This window comes from Synechococcus sp. O70.2, assembly GCF_047462135.1.
Classification (GTDB): Bacteria; Cyanobacteriota; Cyanobacteriia; order Thermostichales; family Thermostichaceae; genus Thermostichus.
In genome coordinates, this window is sequence record NZ_JANSIS010000004.1 from 1 (window position 1) to 17,129 (window position 17,129).

The 17,129-nt window shown below is 61.8% G+C and carries 14 protein-coding genes and 1 pseudogene; 6 read left to right on the top strand and 9 right to left on the bottom strand.

The window, feature by feature from the left end:
* Both NW812_RS05480 and NW812_RS05485 read right to left on the bottom strand, forming a co-directional pair.
* The coding region (locus NW812_RS05480; protein ID WP_414394821.1) for a transposase at positions 1-332 on the bottom strand (332 nt) is incomplete at its 3' end.
* Positions 232-1,145, bottom strand: a pseudogene (locus NW812_RS05485) (IS256 family transposase). The pseudogene NW812_RS05485 and the gene NW812_RS05480, both read right to left, overlap by 101 nt.
* Before the next feature lie 101 nt (positions 1,146-1,246).
* On the opposite strand from NW812_RS05485, the gene NW812_RS05490 reads away from it, so the two are divergent.
* The 3 genes from NW812_RS05490 (at position 1,247) to NW812_RS05500 (ending at position 3,049) form a co-directional block, all read left to right on the top strand.
* Entirely contained in the window at positions 1,247-1,612 is a 366-nt protein-coding gene (locus NW812_RS05490) for an ureidoglycolate lyase (protein WP_414394822.1), read from the top strand.
* A gap of 129 nt (positions 1,613-1,741) precedes the next feature.
* Entirely contained in the window at positions 1,742-1,897 is a 156-nt protein-coding gene (locus NW812_RS05495) for a hypothetical protein (protein WP_414394824.1), read from the top strand.
* A gap of 6 nt (positions 1,898-1,903) precedes the next feature.
* Positions 1,904-3,049, top strand: coding sequence for a CAP domain-containing protein (locus NW812_RS05500; RefSeq protein WP_414394825.1), 1,146 nt, complete (start codon positions 1,904-1,906; stop codon positions 3,047-3,049).
* A 232-nt stretch (positions 3,050-3,281) separates the two neighbouring features.
* Here NW812_RS05500 and purD read toward each other — a convergent pair whose 3' ends face one another.
* Both purD and NW812_RS05510 read right to left on the bottom strand, forming a co-directional pair.
* On the bottom strand, positions 3,282-4,595 hold the full coding sequence (gene purD, locus NW812_RS05505) for a phosphoribosylamine--glycine ligase (RefSeq protein ID WP_414394827.1): 1,314 nt from the start codon (positions 4,593-4,595) through the stop codon (positions 3,282-3,284).
* A 160-nt stretch (positions 4,596-4,755) separates the two neighbouring features.
* Positions 4,756-6,045 (bottom strand): HD domain-containing protein, encoded by a 1,290-nt coding sequence (locus NW812_RS05510; protein WP_414394829.1) that lies wholly within the window; start codon positions 6,043-6,045, stop codon positions 4,756-4,758.
* A 156-nt stretch (positions 6,046-6,201) separates the two neighbouring features.
* Between NW812_RS05510 and NW812_RS05515 the strand changes: the two genes are divergently transcribed.
* A complete protein-coding gene (locus tag NW812_RS05515; protein WP_414394831.1) occupies positions 6,202-7,140 on the top strand; it encodes an SGNH/GDSL hydrolase family protein in 939 nt (312 codons plus the stop codon).
* Between the two features lie 18 nt (positions 7,141-7,158).
* On the opposite strand, the gene NW812_RS05520 is transcribed toward NW812_RS05515, so the two are convergent.
* A complete protein-coding gene (locus NW812_RS05520) occupies positions 7,159-9,054 on the bottom strand; it encodes a ribonuclease J (protein ID WP_414394832.1) in 1,896 nt (631 codons plus the stop codon).
* 182 nt (positions 9,055-9,236) lie between these two features.
* Positions 9,237-10,157: a 4-hydroxy-tetrahydrodipicolinate synthase gene (dapA, locus tag NW812_RS05525; protein ID WP_414395145.1), complete on the bottom strand. Its 921-nt coding sequence runs from the start codon at positions 10,155-10,157 to the stop codon at positions 9,237-9,239.
* A 207-nt stretch (positions 10,158-10,364) separates the two neighbouring features.
* On the opposite strand from dapA, the gene NW812_RS05530 reads away from it, so the two are divergent.
* On the top strand, positions 10,365-10,991 hold the full coding sequence (locus NW812_RS05530; protein ID WP_414394834.1) for a nitroreductase family protein: 627 nt from the start codon (positions 10,365-10,367) through the stop codon (positions 10,989-10,991).
* On the opposite strand, the gene trpD is transcribed toward NW812_RS05530, so the two are convergent.
* From trpD to purN, 3 genes are read right to left on the bottom strand one after another with little or no spacing between them, the layout of a single operon-like run.
* Positions 10,988-12,019 carry an anthranilate phosphoribosyltransferase gene (gene trpD, locus NW812_RS05535; protein WP_414394836.1) on the bottom strand — a complete coding sequence of 344 codons (1,032 nt, stop codon included), beginning with the start codon at positions 12,017-12,019 and terminating at the stop codon, positions 10,988-10,990. The genes NW812_RS05530 and trpD overlap by 4 nt on opposite strands.
* 32 nt (positions 12,020-12,051) lie before the next feature.
* The gene (locus NW812_RS05540; RefSeq protein WP_414394838.1) at positions 12,052-12,816 is read right to left on the bottom strand and encodes a PIN domain-containing protein; all 765 of its coding nucleotides are present in this window, start codon (positions 12,814-12,816) and stop codon (positions 12,052-12,054) included.
* A gap of 12 nt (positions 12,817-12,828) precedes the next feature.
* Entirely contained in the window at positions 12,829-13,479 is a 651-nt protein-coding gene (purN, locus tag NW812_RS05545) for a phosphoribosylglycinamide formyltransferase (protein WP_414394840.1), read from the bottom strand.
* Between the two features lie 119 nt (positions 13,480-13,598).
* Between purN and carB the strand changes: the two genes are divergently transcribed.
* The gene (gene carB, locus NW812_RS05550; RefSeq protein WP_414394841.1) at positions 13,599-16,823 is read left to right on the top strand and encodes a carbamoyl-phosphate synthase large subunit; all 3,225 of its coding nucleotides are present in this window, start codon (positions 13,599-13,601) and stop codon (positions 16,821-16,823) included.
* Positions 16,824-17,129 lie beyond the last annotated feature (306 nt).

Here is a 17,129-nt window from a genome sequence, read left to right on the forward strand (position 1 = left end):
CGCCGGAAAGCCCAGTCCTCCGTGGCCCTCAGCATCACCACCGTGGCCAGATTCACCAGGCTCCCCTCGCCGGGGAAACTCCGCCGCTTCACCTCACGGATAAGCCGCTCCAGCACATTCGTGCTCTTGATGTGCCGCTGGTGGACCCCGGAAAAGTCCAGGTAGGTCAGGGCCTCCCCCAGACCCTGGGCAAACACCTCCACCGCCCGCTTGAACTGGTCCTGGTAACGCTCAACGAACTCCTGGGCCAGAGATTCCGCCGTGCCCCGCCGCCGCGCCACAAACACCTCCTGGAGCCTTTCGGCCACCACACCCCGCTCCGACTGCGGCACATGAGCTAAAACGTTCCGCATAAAGTATAAAGTGCACCACGCACCGCTGCCAGCTGGCCCCAGGAAGCTCCGCCATCACCGCTTGACCGATGGAAGGGTGGTCGTCGGAAATGACCAGCCTCACCCCATGAAGCCCCCGCTCCACCAGGCCCTTCAGGAGGTTCCTCCAGGCCTCCTTCCTCTCCCTGCCCGCCGGCTCCACCGTCAGCACTTCCCGGTAGCCTTCTTCGTTCACCCCCACCGCCACCAGAAGGGCCAGGTCCACCACCCGCCCGCCCCAGTTCACCTTGAAGTAGGCCGCGTCCAGGTAGAGGTAGGGGTAGGCCAGCTCCAAAGGCCGGCCGCGCCAGGCGGAGAGCTCCTCCTCCAGGCGCTGGGCTACCCTGGAGACCGCGTCCTTACCGATGCGCACCCGGGACAGGCCCTCCGTGATGGCCGCTACCTTGCGGGTGGAGACCCCTTGGAGGTACATTCCAGCACCGCTTCCTCCGCCTCCCCGGTCATCCGCTTGTACCGCTCAAAGACCTCGGTCAGGAAAGTCCCCTCCCGGTCCCGGGGTACCCGGAGCTGGGCGATCCTGCCCGCCGGCGTGATGAGGTCCCGGGTGTAGTAGCCGTTCCGCTCCCCGCGGCGGCTTGAGGTGCGCTCACGGTAACCCGCAGCCAGGTGCTCGGTCATCTCTTCTTCCAGTACCTGCTTGTTCGCGTAAGCGGTGCGGAGCACTATGACGGCCTTGACCCCTTCCCGGATGCGCCGGCTGATCTCCTCCTTGGTCAACCTCTTGAGCTCCTCTCGGTCCATTCCGCCCTCCATGCTTAACCCACAAAATACGCGACACTACCAACTTTGCCCCTTACGGGCAGGCGATCTACCCTGCTCCCGACGACAAGCCTTTCGACAGCTAAGATGCCCAGTTGGTTTTGAATCAGGGCCAGCCCCGCTTTTACCTCATGCGCTTGCTCCGTCCTGGCCTCAAGTTCAGCCAAATAACCCGCCACACCCGTTGCACCCAGTGCCTGGGATCCCTGCACGGCAAGGAGTGGTTCATCGCCGTCGCGCCGCCTGCCGACGAGCTGCAGGTGGACGGGATTCAAGCTTTTCGAGTGGCTGGCGACTGCTTCATCAAACTGGAGCTGGGCACCTGGCACGCTGGCCCCTACTTCGACGGCGAGGAGTTTATCGACTTCTACAACCTGGAGATGGCTGACACCAACATCACCAACCACGAGACAATCGACCTGCTCCAGACCCACAACCTGGAGTTTCAGATCATCCCTTGAGCAGCCAGATTCGGCAGCCAAGACAAATAGGCGCGGGGATCCGTGGCAGCACTACGACAGGAGCCTTGGCAATCCCCCCTATGGGATAAAACGGAGTCAAACCCAGCGTCGTCTTGGAGATTTGTTACTATGGCTACACTCCAACCTACCCCAGGAACCGGCAAGCTCTTGAGCACCCTGGCTCTGTTCCTGTGCCTAGGGCTGTTGTCTGCCTGCGACGGGGGCAGCGGCAGCACGGTTAGCCCCCCTAGCCTCACTCCCACCCCCACTCCCGCTGGCCGATAGTTTTGCATGCGCTGGCAGCGGCTGCTTGGCTTAAAGCAGCGGTGGGGGGTAGGGCTGGTCATTCTGCTCTGCCTTGGTCTCTTGACGGCCTGCAATGGGGAGGGATCCCCCACGGCTCCAGAGCCTCCCCGGGCAGGGGAGCTGCCAATTGCTAGCTTTCTTTGCCAGTTGGATCGCCAAACCCGCACCTTTGCTGGTCCCATCTACGCCGAGCAGCCTCAGGCTGCCATCTGCAATCCCGGTCGCCTCACCCCAGCAGCAGCCCAGAAGATGATGGATCGGTTGAACTTTCTGCGGCTGTTGCACAAGTTGCCGCCGGTGAAGCTCAATCCCGAATTCTTGGAGGCCGCTCAGCAGGCGGCCCTGCTGCAGGTGGCCAATGGCGCCCTCAGCCACCAGCCACCTCCCTCTTGGCGCTGCTTGACTCCCGCCGGAGAGGCAGGAGCCCGCTTCAGCAACCTGGCCATTGGCCCAATTCTGGAGCTGAACGGCCCTGACCCAGGGCAGGTGCTGGCCCGCCAGGTAGATATCTACTTTGCAGAGCCGGGCCGAGAGAACTTTGTAGATGTGGGTCACCGCCGCTGGAACCTCTATCCCCAGTATGCCCAAGGAGCCTACGGCATCGTCTTCGACCCGCGGGCCGGACGGGTAACTCAGGCCAATGCCAATTGGATCTTCGGCTTTGACGAGTCGGTACCGGATCCTGAGTTTATTGCTTTCCCAGAAAGAGACGGCTACCTGTACCGCCTTGAGGGGTTTTCCGGCCAGCCTTTGTCCGCCTACCGCTGGTCTTTCTCGGTGCCTAGCCGCGGCGGCTTGTCTGACCTCAGCCAGGCCCAGATCCGCATCACCGATACCCTTACCGGCGAGGCAGTGCCGGTTTGGGATATCCGGGTTGGGGATCCCGCCTTTGGCCTAGAAACCCTCACCTACTCGGTGGGATCCATTCAGCCCAATCGACCCTACCTCTTTGAAATCAGCGGCATCCGGCTCAAGGGTGGGCCGCCGCGCACCTATCGCTACACCACCACCCTCTACGACTGCGACCCTCAGGCCGCGCCAAGGCCCGCTGCCTTGACGGAAGGGCTAGGGATCCCACCTCGCTGGCTTTGGCGGGAGGATCCCTTGAACTTCCGCTGGTTCTCTCCGTAGCTGAGCCTTAACTTGTGGCCCTGGGTTGGGGTCTCAGGGATCTCGCCTTCGCTGGGAGAAACTCCGGCAAGCCCCTTTCTTGTCTACTGTTGAGAAAATCAACGGAAAGTTGAGATTTCGATACTATCGTTGCTGCCTCGTCATCAGAGAAGCTAAGGTTTAGGTATCAAAGCTTTTTTAAAAACTGCTTTAGGGGCCCTGGAGAAGCGACCTCTCTGGGGCCATGATCTGCCTACGGATCGGGCACCACACCTAGGCGGACCTTCGGCCCGAGGGCGCGGCTGCCAATGTCGGAGCGGTAGTGGGCTTTGGGGAACTGCACCTGCTCCACAGCGGCATAGGCTTGGCGCAGCGCTTCTGCCAGCGTTGCCCCTTGGCCGGTAAGACAGAGGACACGCCCACCCTCGCTGAGAAGCTGCTTGCCCACCTGGCGAGTGCCGGCATGGAACACCAGGGCTCCGGTGGCGGCGGCAGCCTCTAGGCCGGCAAGGGGGATCCCTCGCTCGTAGCTGTCGGGGTAACCGGGGGCGGCCATGACCACACAGGCGGCATAGCCGGGCTTCCACCGCAGCTGAAGATTGGCCAGTCGCCCCTCGATGCAGGCCAGCAGCACCTCGTCCAGAGGGTTTTCCAAGAGGGGCAGGATAACCTGGGCTTCGGGATCCCCAAAGCGGCAGTTGTACTCCAAGACGTAGGGATCCCCATTGGGCGTGATCATCAGGCCAGCGTAGATCACCCCTTGGTAGCGAATGCCCCGCTGTTGCAGCGCCTGCAGGGTAGGATCCAGCACTTGCGCCTGGATGCGGGCCAGCAGCTTGGGGGTGACCAGGTGATCTGCCGGGGCGTGGGCCCCCATGCCGCCGGTGTTGGGTCCAGTATCGCCATCGCCAAGGCGCTTGTAGTCTTGTGCAGGCAGCAGCGGCAGGCAGATCTGGCCATCCGTCAGGGCCAGCACCGACACCTCTTGGCCGACGAGGAACTCCTCGATGAGCACCCGCTCGCCGGGCTTGGCCAGGGCCGCCTCTAGGGCCTGCACGGCTTCTTCTCGACTGTGGGCAACGGTCACTCCCTTGCCGGCGGCCAGCCCATCTTTTTTGATCACGACAGGATAGCTATGTTCGCCTGACGGAGTCCTGGAATCCAGGTAGGCCAGCGCCTCGGACAAGTCGGCAAAGCCCACAGCCGGAGCCGTAGGGATCCCTGCTTCCTGCATCAGTTGCTTAGCCCAGAGCTTGCTTCCCTCCAGTTGAGCGGCGGCGCGACTGGGGCCAAAAATGGGGAGCCCTGCTGCCTGAAAGGCGTCCACAATTCCCTCCACCAAGGGCAGCTCCGGCCCCACCACCGTCAGGCGGATCCCTTGCACGGTAGCAAACCGCACCAGTCCATCGATGTCTGTGGCGGCCAAAGCCACCGGTTGACAGCGGGCCATCTGCTGGGCGCCGCCGTTGCCAGGAGCCCAGTAGACTCGAGTCACCTGAGGGGACTGCAATAGCTTCCAGACCAAAGCGTGCTCCCGTCCCCCAGAGCCAATGACCAAGACTTGCATGGCGCTAGGGTTTCCCCGATCGCGTCAGCGGGACGTAGTCCTTACATTCCCCATTAGACCATGTTCCCGTAGCTCTTCCGTTCGCGTCAGCGGGACGTAGTCCTTACAGCCGCAGCGCCAGCAGGACAATGGCCAGGGCCCTCAGGGCTAACATAACCCTTTAAGCAGACAGCGCCCCTTCTACAAGATCGCTGTAGGGGCGAGGGAAGATGAGCCAAACCTGGCCTTGGGTTTCCACTAAGGCGCGCACCAGCGGCGAGAGCTGGGCAATTTCTACGTAGCCGTCCTCGGTTTTGAGTTGGATCCCTTGGTCGTAGAAGCTGTAGCCCTGGACGTGGGCGGAGCGAATTCCCAAGTAGCTTTCTGGATCCAAGCCATCTCGCTGCATCTTCTGGCTCAGAGTTGCCACCAGCTCTTGGCGTCGCTCTTCTGGCAAGCGGGTGATGTTGCGGGCTTTGAACAGATCCCGCTCCAGGTAGCGCCGCGCCAAATCGGCCAAGATGGGATCCCTCCCCGACATGGCCCAAAAGCGAAAAGGGTAGCTGAACATCACATCGTCAGCGGCCAAATAGAGGGGCAGAGGCAACTCGAAGGGATCTCCCTTTTGCGTCGCCAGCGCGGCCCAGCACCAGGCCCTCAAGATGGGATCCAACTCGATCTCCCCCTTTTGCAAGAGCACCTGCGCCCGCTTGAAGAGGCGATCCAAAATAAAGCGGGCACACAGGCTCTTGGGGTGCTGGTACACTTGGGTGTACATGAAATAGCGCACCACCAGATAGTGCTCGATGGCTCCTAGGCCTTTGCGAGCAGGAATGCAAAGGGATCCCGTCTCCGGGTCGTAGTCCAACACGGTGAGGATGCGATCCAGATCCAGGTGGCCGTATTGGGCGCCCGTAAGCAGGCTGTCCCGCATCAAGTAGTCGAAGCGGTCACAGTCCAGTTGGCTGGCAATAAGCTGCCCCACCAGCGGCAGGGGGAATCGTTTCTGCCACACCTGCTCCAGTTGGGCCGGCAGCTGCGGGTCAAACTCCGCCACCAGGGTGGCTATCTGGGGATCCTCCCGCACGATGCGCGCCGTCCAGATCTCGTGGCGGCAGCCGAAGATCTCCTCGCCCGCATGGCTAAAGGGGGCATGGCCAATGTCGTGCAGCAGAGCGGCAACCAGGGTGACGGCGCGGTAGGGGCGCAGCTCTGGGTAGCGGCGGGCCAACTTGTCAAACAGCCGCCGCGTAACCTGCAGCACTCCCACCGAGTGGGTAAAGCGAGATCCCTCGGCGCCGTGGAAGGTAAAAAAAGCCGTGTCCAACTGGCGGATGCGACGTAGGCGCTGGAAGGCCGGCGTGTCGATAAGACGAATCAGCAAGGCCTCGACCGGATCCCCGCCATCCAGGCTAATGGCGCCGTGTAGGGGATCGTGGTAGGTGCGGGACTTGCAAAAACGCAGCGCCATACTCCCACCATACTCGCTGGCTGGCGGATCTTTGGTTAGCTTGGCTGGGGGGCTTCCCCACCTCTGCAGCAAAGCTACCCTATGGGCTCCTCTTTGCAACTGGCTATGCAAGCGCCCTCGCCCCCAGACCCCAGAACCGGTGGGTTGCTGCTTTCTATGGCCATCTGGACGCTGGGTTGGGGGCTGACCGCTTGTTCTCCCCCTGCTGTTGTCGTGCCCAGCTCGACCCCCCTCACCCGCTATGTGGCTTTGGGAGCCAGCGATGCCGTTGGCTTTAACGCCTCCATCTCCTGCGATGGCCCGGCCAACGCCGCCGGCACCCGCCCGCAGCGCTCGGAGCCCCTGGATTGTCCCAACGGGACGGGGTATGTCCCGCGCCTAGCCCGCCTCCTGCCGGGGCGGGTGGAGCTCATCAACTTGGGCCGCTCGGGAGCGGTGCTCAGCCCGGCCATGCAAGCTCTAAGGGCGGGGATCCCCGCCAACGTGCTCCAGGATCAAGTGCCGCGCATCCCCCCCGACGCCACTTTGATTACTATCTGGGTAGGCGGCAACGACACCAACGCTATTGTCTTGGCAGCAGCCCAACGCGCCCTGCAGGGCGAGGATCCCTTAGCCTTTATTGAACGCCAGATCCAACAGTTTGCTGCCGACTACCAAACTCTGCTCCAGGCGGTGCGGGCTCGCGCCCCCCAAGCTCGCCTGGCAGTGGCCAACCTGCCCAACTTTGCCCTGATTCCCCTAGGCCAGCAGCAGCCCAGCGGCCTGCGGCAACTTTTGGCTCTAGTCTCCGTCAGCCTTAGCCAACGGGCCATCAACCCCCTGAGCCAACAGGGGATCCCCGTAGTGGACTTGCTCTGCGATCCCCGCTCCTACCGCCGCGAGTCTTTCTTCCCCGGCCCGCTGGCGGATGGCTTTCACCCCAACGACCGGGGATATGCCGATCTGGCGGAGGCCTTCTTGAGGATCCTAAAGCAGCCCGTCCCGCCCCAAAACCGCTGCCCGCCCTTTAGCGAGGTGGGATCCCTTTCTCCAGAGGCAAAGGCAGAGCTCTCCCCTAGAGGCTTGCTGGGGCCCGGCCTAGGGAAGAAGCCCTGAAGAGCCAGCCACCCAGTCTTACGATCGCGTAAGCGGGACGGAGTCCATAGCCGCCACCGCCGCTGTTCGCGTAAGCGGGACGGAGTCCATGGAGCGCCGCCGCCGTCCTAGGGCCAGCCGTTCCTGGTCGAGCTGGGCTTCCCCAACCGGCAGGGAAGCTACTGGCACAGACTCCTCTTCGGGCGACTGCACAAAGACCAACACTGTCGGCTTGCCGGGCAGTTGTTCCCGCACAAAGCGGCGCACCACTTGCTCCACCTCCGCCTTGAGGCCGGCCCAGTCAACCTCAAGGCTCCCCCGCTCCAGCGATCGGGCAAAGCGCGGCCAAGCTTGCTGGAGGGTGTCCTCTACCAGGGGTTTTAGGTCGGATCCCTTAAAGTTGCCCTCTCCCGCCAAGCCCAAGTGCTGCACCTGAGGCGTACAGAGCAGCCTGCCCCTGCCATCCAAGCTGATGACCACTGTCACTACCCCATCTCTGGCCATTTGCTGCCGTTCTTGCAGGATCTCGTCCATCAGCACCCCATCGTGGGAAGCGGTGATCATCTGCACCCCCGCGGGCACCCTGCCGACAACAGCGATGCGCTCCTGGTTCACCTCCACCACATCGCCGTTGTTGATGATCACGATGTTTTCCCGCGGGATCCCCATGCTCATTGCTGTTTCGGCGTGCTTGACCAGCATGCGGTATTCCCCGTGGGTAGGGACGAAGAACTTGGGGCGTGTGAGGGCAATCATCAGTTTCTGGTCTTCCTGGCAGCCGTGGCCGGAGACATGCAGCCCCTTGTCTTTGCCGTAGATAACATTGGCCCCCAGCTCCATCAGCTTGTCGATGACTCGCGTTACCGCCAGCGTGTTGCCGGGAATGGGGTTGGCCGACCAAATCACGGTATCTCCTGGCTTGATCTGCAACTGCGGGTGCTCGCCATTGGCAATGCGGGTCAGAGCGGCTAGAGGCTCGCCTTGGGAGCCAGTGGTGAGGATGATGACCTTGTCGTCTGGCAGGCTGTTGATGACATGCATGGGCTGCAGCGTCTCGTCTTTGCAGCGGATGTAACCTAGACGCCGCGCATGGGCCACTACGTTTAACATCGAGCGACCCAGCAGAGACACCACCCGGCCTTGCTGCTCGGCAATCTGCAACACCAAATTGAGGCGATGCACCGAAGAAGCAAAGGTGGTGATAATCACCCGTCCTTTGGCTTCCGCAATGGCTTTGGTAAGGCCCGGCACTACTGCGGCTTCAGAGGGAGTAAAGCCGGGTACCTCAGCGTTGGTGGAGTCGCTAATTAGACAAAGCACGCCCTTTTCCCCATGCTCGGCCAGCCGATGGAGGTCAAAGCGTTCGCCATCCACCGGCGTGTGGTCGATCTTGAAGTCGCCCGTCTGGATGACAACGCCCACCGGCGTGTGCAAGGCTATCGTAAAGCTGTCGGCGGAAGAGTGGGTATTGCGAATGAATTCGGCAAAGAAGTTCTTGCACAGGGGCACAATATCCCGCGGCCCAACTGGGCGCAATTCCGTCCGATTCAAAAGGCCCACATCGCGCAGTTTTTCCTCCAGCAGGGCCAGTGCTAAGCGCGGGCCATAGATGACCGGGATGTCAAATTCCCGTAGGTGGTAAGGGATCCCGCCGATGTGATCTTCGTGGCCATGGGTAACTACCAGTGCCCGCAGCTTGTCCCGGTTTTGCTTGATATAGGTCATGTCTGGCAGCACGATGTTGACCCCGTGCATCGTCTCATCGGGGAAAGCCAGGCCAGCATCCACCAGGATGATGTCGTCTTCGTAGCGGAAGACCCAGGTGTTTTTGCCGATCTCCCGCTCCCCGCCTAGCGGGATCATCTGCAAAGAGGAAGTGGGCCGGGCTGGAGCAGCTGCTGACCGAGAGGCAACTGAAGTCCGTGGTGTTCGCATAGACGCTGTGGATCCTCCAGATGTAACGGTTTGTAACAATTCAGCCAACCAAAAACCCCTCCAGACAAACCCCGCCAGCCAAGTCAGCGGTGCTAGCTGAATTTGGCTACTAGGACCTGTCCATTTTCCAGTCGGGAAAATGCCACGAAAGACCCCTCCGAAAGCCCCCTAGTTAGACAGACTCATGAAGCTTTTGCTGCTTTTTGTTCGGATCCCTGGGCCCCATCCAGTAGTCCCATCCCTTGCAGCACTTGTCGCAAAACCTGTAGAGAGCTGGCCTGCAGAGGCGCTAGCGGAGGGCGCACCCGACCTACTTGCCAACCCTGCATCTCTAGCGCCGCCTTGATGGGAACGGGGTTGGTCTCGATGAACAAAACCTTAAACAGCGGAAGCAGGCGGAGATGGTGAGCCAGGGCTTGTTCGGGCTGTCCTCTGTGGTAGCTCTGGATCAACTCCTGAAGCTGTAGCCCAACCAAATGGCTAGCTACGCTGACTACTCCTCTCCCCCCCAAAGACAAAATCGGCAAGGTCAGCGAGTCATCTCCTGAGTAGATGCTAAAGCGGGAGGGGGTAAGCCGCCGAATTTCAGAAACTACGTCCATGATACCACTAGCTTCCTTGATGGCGACAATCGTCTCCATCTCCGCCAATTGCGCCACCGTTTCCGGCTGTAGGCTTACCCCCGTGCGGCTGGGGATGTTGTAGAGCATGATGGGCAAGTCGCTGGCTTGGGCAATGGCCTTGAAGTGCTCGTAGAGCCCCGCCTGGGTGGGCTTGTTGTAGTAGGGCACCACTTGGAGAGAGCCATCCAGGCCCAACTGAGCCGCTTTTTTGGTGGCTTCGATGGCCTCGCGGGTGGAGTTGGAGCCCGTGCCGGCGATGACCTTGGCTCGGCCAGCCACGGCATCTCGCACCACCCGAAACAGCTCGTACTCTTCTTGCCAGCTCAGGGTGGGAGACTCGCCAGTGGTGCCGCAGACCACCAAGCCATCGCTGCCGTGGGTTACCAAGTAATCGGCCAAGCGAGCGGCTTCTTCGTAGTTGATCTCCCCCTCAGGCGTAAAGGGAGTCACCATTGCCGTCAGCACGCGCCCGAAGTCCACCGCTTGCCTCTCCCCCTCAACCACACCGCTTGCTATTGGCTACTTCGAGGTTCCCCAAAGGGGCTGGGGGCATCCAGCTCCAATCATCCCTTTATCATACCTGCCTTCGGGAGAGGGATCTTGCTGGGGCCCTAGGCTGGATAAGCTGGATGAGAGAAGGCAATTTTGTCCTCGGTTTTCTGGTAGCAGCTCTTCTCGAGGATCCCCATGGACGTCCTAGCTGCCCTCAAAGAGCGGATCTCCGCCGACAAGTTTGATCCCAGCCGCCGCCTGTCGGAGGCGGAGATCCAGGAGCTGGTTGCCTATGCTACGGAAGCTCCATCCTCCTTTAACATCCAGCACTGGCGGTTCGTAGCCGTCACCGATCCTGCAGACAAAGAGCGCCTCAAAGCCCTGGCCTACAACCAACAGAAGGTGGCGGACGCGGCAGTGGTGTTCATCGTCCTGGGGGATCTGCGGGGGTATGAGAAGCTGCCTGAAATTGTCCAAAGAGCCGTCGCTGCGGGCCTCCTCTCCCCGGAAGGGGCGGAAAGCTGGGTGAACATGGCCCAAGCCACCTACGCCAACAACCCCACTTTGGCGCGGGATGAGGCGATTCGCTCCGGGGCCCTGGCAGCCATGGCTTTGATGCTGGCGGCGCAGGCAAAGGGCTTGGCAAGCGGGCCGATGATTGGCTTTGACCCAGAAGGGGTAAAGCGGGAGTTCGGCATTGCCGACCGCTACGTGCCGGTGATGCTGCTGGCGGTGGGCTACCCTGCACCGGGCAACCTGCCGCGCAAGCCCCGCCTAGGGGTAGACGAGGTGCTGGCTTTTGGGCGAGGGCGGGAGTTTTAGGAAGCCAGAAAGTTGACCAACTTTTGCAGGCGATCCCAGGCGGCGCCGCTGGCAAGGATCTCCCGCGCTCGGTCAATTCCAGCTCTCAAGTCAGCCACAGCTCCCGCCACCTGAAGCGCCAGCGCTGCATTGAGGGCCACCACATCCCGCTGGGCAAGATCGCCGCCTCCCTGGAGGACGCGGGTGAGGATGGCAGCATTTTCTGTCAAGTCCCCTCCCTGGAGAGCCTGGACGGGTGCGGCCGTGAGATCGTAATCCCGCGGGTTCAAGACCTCTAGGTGTAGGGATCCCTGGGAGAGAACGCCCAGGTCCGTGGGCTGAGCGAGGCCAGCTTCGTCAAGGCCTTCCCGGCTGTGGAGTACGATGGCTTCTTCCCGCCCCAGCAGGCGCAGGGCCTCGGCCACCACCGGCACCAGCTCCGGCGCGTAAACCCCGATAACCTGCCGGTTGGGGTAGAAAGGATTGACCAGGGGCCCCAGCAGGTTGAAAACGGTGCGCACCTTGAGAGCCCGTCGGTAGGGAGCTACCGCCCGCATAGCTGGATGCCAGTGGGGGGCAAAGAGAAAGGTAATGCCCACTTCGGTAACCGCGGCCCGCACCTGCTCTGGCTTGGCGTTGAGGTTCACCCCCAGGGCCTCCAGCACGTCTGCCGAGCCCACCTTGCCAGAGGCCGAACGGTTGCCGTGTTTTGCCACCGGGATCCCGGCAGCGCTGACCACAAAGGCCACGGCGGTGGAAATGTTGAAAGTGCCAGCCCCGTCCCCGCCGGTGCCGCAGGTATCCACCAAGAGGGGCAGGTCCAGCGGCGATCCCAGAGAAGCCCGTTGCAGCACCCGCGCCATGCCGGCCAGCTCGCTGGCGCTCACCCCCTTGGCTTGGAGAGCTGCTAGGATTGCCCCCGACACCACCTCCGGCACTTGGTTGGTGAGCCAGCCGTTCATTAACTCTTCCGCCTGGGCCTCACTAAGGGATTGCCGCTCCAGCAGTTGGCCTAAAAGCTGGGGCCAAAGGTCAGCCGTTGCCGTCATGGCTAGGGACAAGTCTTGAGAAAGCCTTCACCCTAGTATGCCCGGTTTGGGCTGCTGCGATCCCGCAGCCAAGGGATCCGGGACAGGGGCAACTGCCGCCAGATCCCTTCGCTCCCCTTGGGATCTAACCAGCGCCAGGCCAACAAGCCCGCCGCCGAGAAAAAGGCCAAGGCCCACACCAGCGCCAGGGCCTTTTGTACCCCTGCTGGGGTCAAGCCAAGCGGAGATCCCCGGGATCCCTGGCTGACTGGAGAAGGCGGTCGGGCCGAAGGACGAGAAGAGAGCGGCGTGGCGGGAAGGGGAGGCCGCGGCAGCCGTCCCAAAGCCCTGGCCACCGCCTGGGGTCGCTGCTGCTGGCGTACCCAGCGGTTGAGCTCGGCTAGAGAGATGGCGCAGAGGTTGGAGACCCCCAGTTCCTGGATCCGCCCTACCAAGGGCCGATCGTTGCTCACCACCACCACTAGGGATCCTGGCGGCTGCTGGGCCAGGGCGTAGGCGCACTCGGCAATGGCCTGCTCCAGGCGAGCTTCTAGGGAGTGGCCGCTGGCGTTGACCTCCTCGACCCAGGCGCGGGCTGCTGAGATGGCAAACCCCAAGCTGGGCTGGTGGCGCAAAAAGGCACGCGCCGTCGACTCTTCCTGAGGCTCAATGGCTTCTCGAGCCAGGCGCTCCAGCTCAGCCAGCACCGCCTGAGGCAGCACACACACCCCGAAGCGGGCCCATTCCTGCCACCGAGCCAGTCGCCCAGCCAGAATTGCGGAGCTATCGAAAACAAGAAGGGGTGAGATCTCGGCCATGGGGTGCGCCTCCTAGGAGGGAGGCTTCGGGGAGAGGGATCCCTCGGCCAAGCAGAGGCGGATAGCCAGAGGATAGAGGCGATGTTCCTGGGCCTGGATGCGCCGGTAGAGCGACTCCACGGTATCTTCCGGCAGGACCGGCACCGCCGCCTGGGCCACGATGGGGCCGCTGTCCATTTCCAACGTAACCCGGTGGACGGTGCAGCCGGCGATTTTTACGCCGCACGCCAGCGCCTGCTCCACAGCCCGTAGGCCCTTGAAGCTGGGCAAGAGACTGGGGTGAAGGTTTAAAACCCGCTCCGGATAGGCAGACAGCAACACCTGAGTCACCAAGCGCATCCAGCCGGCCATGATCACCCACTCCACCTGATACTGCTGCAGCACCTCCACAATGGCGGCATCTAGCGCCTCCCGGCTGGGATAGTCGCGGTGGTTAAGGAGGACACAGGGGATCCCTCGGCGCTCGGCCCGCTGCCGCACATAGGCCTCAGGATTGTTGGTGATCACAACAGCGATGTGGGCTGGCAGCTCGCCGGCCTCGATGGCCTGGGCAATGGCCTCAAAATTGCTGCCGTTGCCGGAAGCCAAAACACCCAGGATCCCGGGCCGAGGAGGAGCTGGGATCTCGCCAGGATCGGGCCAGAGGAGGCTGGGCAAGTTCATCTCAAGGCTTTCCAACAGCAACCCTTTCCGAGGCCCCTTGCCCAAGGTACACCATCTTACCGCCCAAGCTGGGCCCGCCTCTTAAAATAGAAGGCTGACCTTGCCACCCTAGGGATCCCATGCCGCGTCGTACCGACATTCACAAGATCTTGCTCATTGGAGCGGGGCCTATTGTTATTGGCCAAGCCTGCGAGTTCGACTACTCGGGCACCCAAGCCTGCAAAGCCCTGCGAGAGGAGGGCTACGAGGTCATCCTGGTCAACTCCAACCCGGCCACCATCATGACAGATCCCAGTATGGCAGATCGCGTCTACATCGAGCCGGTGACGGCAGACTTTGTGGCCCAGATCATCGAGCGGGAGCGCCCTGATGCCCTCCTTCCCACCATGGGGGGACAGACAGCTCTCAATGTAGCGATGGAGCTAGCCCGGCGCGGGATCCTGGACCAGTACGGGGTGGAGCTAATTGGGGCCAAGCGTGAGGCCATTGAAAAAGCTGAAGACCGGGAGCTGTTCAAGCAGGCGATGCAGCGAATTGGCCTGGCCGTCCCCCGCTCAGGGTTGGCCCGCAGCCTAGAAGAAGCCAAACAGATTGCTCAAGAAATTGGCTACCCCCTCATCATCCGCCCCGCCTACACCTTGGGAGGTACAGGTGGCGGCGTGGCCTACAACCAAGAGGAGTTGGAGGAAATCTGCACCGCCGGCCTAGAGGCCAGCCCAATCTCCCAGATCCTGGTGGAGGAGTCGATCATCGGCTGGAAGGAGTTCGAGCTGGAGGTGATGCGGGATCTGGCGGACAACGTGGTCATCATCTGCTCGATTGAAAACATCGACCCCATGGGGGTCCACACCGGCGACTCCATCACCGTGGCCCCGGCGCAGACCCTCACCGACAAGGAGTACCAGCGGCTGCGCGACTACGCCATCGCCATCATGCGCGAGATTGGGGTGGAAACGGGGGGATCCAACGTGCAGTTTGCCGTCAACCCCGCCAATGGCGAAGTGCGGGTCATCGAGATGAACCCGCGGGTCTCTCGCTCTTCTGCTTTGGCCAGCAAGGCCACTGGCTTCCCCATTGCCAAGATTGCCGCCAAGCTGGCTGTGGGCTACACGCTGCCGGAGCTTCCCAATGACATTACCCGCAAAACCCCTGCCAGCTTTGAGCCCACCATTGACTATGTCGTCACCAAAATCCCCCGCTTTGCCTTTGAAAAGTTTCCTGGGGCGGAGCCCGTTTTGACAACCCAGATGAAGTCGGTGGGGGAGGTGATGGCCATTGGCCGCACCTTCCAGGAGTCCATCCAGAAGGCATTGCGGTCTTTGGAGATCGACCGCCCTGGCTTTGGCAGCGACAGGCCGGAAGTCCTCCCAACCCCAGAGGAAGTGCGGGCCAACCTGCGCACCCCCAACCCCTTCCGCCTGTTGACCATCCGCACGGCCCTGCTCATGGGTTTCTCGGTCCAGGAAATTGCCCAGCTTACCCACATCGATCCCTGGTTTATCGACAAGCTGAAGGAGTTGGTGGAGGTGGAGCAAGCCCTTAAAGGGCGGGAGTTGGGATCCCTAACGGCCGAAGACCTGCGCCATCTCAAGCAGATGGGCTTTAGCGACCGACAAATTGCCCACCTGACCGGCTGCACGGAAGCCCAGGTGCGGGATCGCCGCAAGGCCCTGGGGGTGATCCCCACCTACAAAACCGTGGACACCTGCGCTGCCGAGTTCGAGGCGGCCACCCCTTACCAGTACTCCACCTACGAGAGCGAATCCGAGACCTTCCCCACCGCCAAGCCAAAGGTGATGATCCTGGGGGGCGGTCCCAACCGCATCGGCCAGGGGATTGAGTTCGACTACTGCTGCTGTCATGCCGTCTTTGCCCTCAGACGCCTTGGCTATGAGACCATCATGGTCAACTCCAACCCCGAGACCGTTTCCACCGACTACGACACCGCTGATCGCCTCTACTTTGAGCCCCTGACCTACGAAGAGGTGATGAACCTCGTCGAGGCCGAGCAGCCGCTAGGTCTAATCCCGCAGTTTGGCGGCCAGACCCCCCTGAAGCTGGCCCAGGGGCTAGCCGCAGCCCAGGCGCCTATCTGGGGTACTTCTCCTGACTCCATCGACATAGCCGAAGATCGCGGCCGGTTTGGGCGCCTGCTCGAGGAATTGGGGATCCGCCAGCCAGCCCACGGCCTTGCCCGCAGCGTGGAGGAGAGCCTGGAGATTGCCCGGCGCATTGGCTACCCCGTGGTGGTGCGGCCCAGCTATGTGCTGGGGGGGCGGGCCATGGAGATTGTCTATTCGGATCAAGATCTGCGGCGCTACATGCAGCTAGCGGTGGCGGTGGATCCCGAGCGTCCCGTGCTGGTGGATCAGTTCTTGGAGGATGCCGTGGAGGTAGATGTGGACGCCATCGCCGACCACACCGGGGCTGTAACCATCGGCGGCATCCTGGAGCACATTGAGCAAGCCGGGATCCACTCGGGCGACTCCGCCTGTGTCTTGCCCAGCCGCACTCTCAGCCCTGCTGTGCTGCAGGTGATCCGCGACTGGACGGTGAAGTTGGCCCAAGCTCTCAAGGTGGTGGGGCTCATTAACGTCCAATACGCCGTCCAGAAAGAGCAGGTTTACGTTCTGGAAGCCAACCCGCGCGCTTCCCGCACCGTGCCGTTTGTCAGCAAAGCCATTGGCCACCCCCTGGCCGCCTACGCTGCCCAGGTGATGAGCGGCAAAACCCTGGCAGAGCTGGGCTTTACCCAGGAGGTGATCCCGCCCTACGTGGCTGTTAAAGAAGTGGTGCTGCCGTTTCACAAGTTCCCCGGCACCGACACGCTGCTGGGGCCGGAGATGCGCTCTACCGGGGAGGTGATGGGCATTGACACCGACTTTGGCCGCGCCTTTGCCAAAGCGCAACTGGCTGCCGGCCAAAACCTGCCCCTAGGGGGCACCGTGTTCATCAGCGTTAGCGACCGCGACAAGCAGGCGGTGATCCCAGTGGCCCAGGAGTTGGTCAAGCTAGGCTTTCGCCTGCTGGCCACTGCCGGAACCCAAAAAGCTTTGGCCGAGCACGGGATCCCCGTCGAGAAGGTGCTCAAGCTGCACGAGGGCCGGCCCCACGTCATCGACACCATCAAGAACGGCCAGATTCAGCTTATCGTCAACACCCCTTCTGGCGGCGAAGCCCAACAGGATGCACGGAAGATCCGCCGCACCGCCCTGGCCTACAAGATCCCTTTGGTCACTACTCTGGCTGGAGCCAAGGCTACTGCTGCTGCCATCCGCGCTCTGCAGTCAGGATCCCTGGGGGTGAAGTCCCTGCAGGAGTTTCACGCCGAAATTGGGCGATAGGAGCCTGCTGGGGTTGCTTTTCTGAAGAAATCCTTAAGACCCCCACCTTAAGAAATCCTGAAGTTCTCGACTGCAAAAACTGGCTCTTGAGGCCTGGGAAAAGGGGTGGAATATAAACTGCAATACTAAGCTACCTTTTTGTATCGATAAATCAATTTATTTCACATTTTGGCTGCAAACGTTAGGTATCCTTGGCAGTTTTCTTGAGACTGTCTAGCGTGGAAGGAGAAGGATCCCCAGGACAAGGCTGAGTCATTTCCTGAGGTCACTCTGCCAAGCGCAAGTGGAAGAAAGCTCTCTTCAAAT

Bases quoted from the DNA above. Each gene is read 5' to 3' on its own strand.
- NW812_RS05495 (WP_414394824.1), top strand. From the start codon at position 1,742: ATGGCTACACTCCAACCTACCCCAGGAACCGGCAAGCTCTTGAGCACC.
- NW812_RS05500 (WP_414394825.1), top strand. From the start codon at position 1,904: ATGCGCTGGCAGCGGCTGCTTGGCTTAAAGCAGCGGTGGGGGGTAGGG.
- purD (WP_414394827.1), bottom strand. From the start codon at position 4,595: ATGCAAGTCTTGGTCATTGGCTCTGGGGGACGGGAGCACGCTTTGGTC.
- NW812_RS05510 (WP_414394829.1), bottom strand. From the start codon at position 6,045: ATGGCGCTGCGTTTTTGCAAGTCCCGCACCTACCACGATCCCCTACAC.
- NW812_RS05515 (WP_414394831.1), top strand. From the start codon at position 6,202: ATGGCCATCTGGACGCTGGGTTGGGGGCTGACCGCTTGTTCTCCCCCT.
- NW812_RS05520 (WP_414394832.1), bottom strand. From the start codon at position 9,054: ATGCGAACACCACGGACTTCAGTTGCCTCTCGGTCAGCAGCTGCTCCA.
- NW812_RS05530 (WP_414394834.1), top strand. From the start codon at position 10,365: ATGGACGTCCTAGCTGCCCTCAAAGAGCGGATCTCCGCCGACAAGTTT.
- trpD (WP_414394836.1), bottom strand. From the start codon at position 12,019: ATGACGGCAACGGCTGACCTTTGGCCCCAGCTTTTAGGCCAACTGCTG.
- NW812_RS05540 (WP_414394838.1), bottom strand. From the start codon at position 12,816: ATGGCCGAGATCTCACCCCTTCTTGTTTTCGATAGCTCCGCAATTCTG.
- purN (WP_414394840.1), bottom strand. From the start codon at position 13,479: ATGAACTTGCCCAGCCTCCTCTGGCCCGATCCTGGCGAGATCCCAGCT.
- carB (WP_414394841.1), top strand. From the start codon at position 13,599: ATGCCGCGTCGTACCGACATTCACAAGATCTTGCTCATTGGAGCGGGG.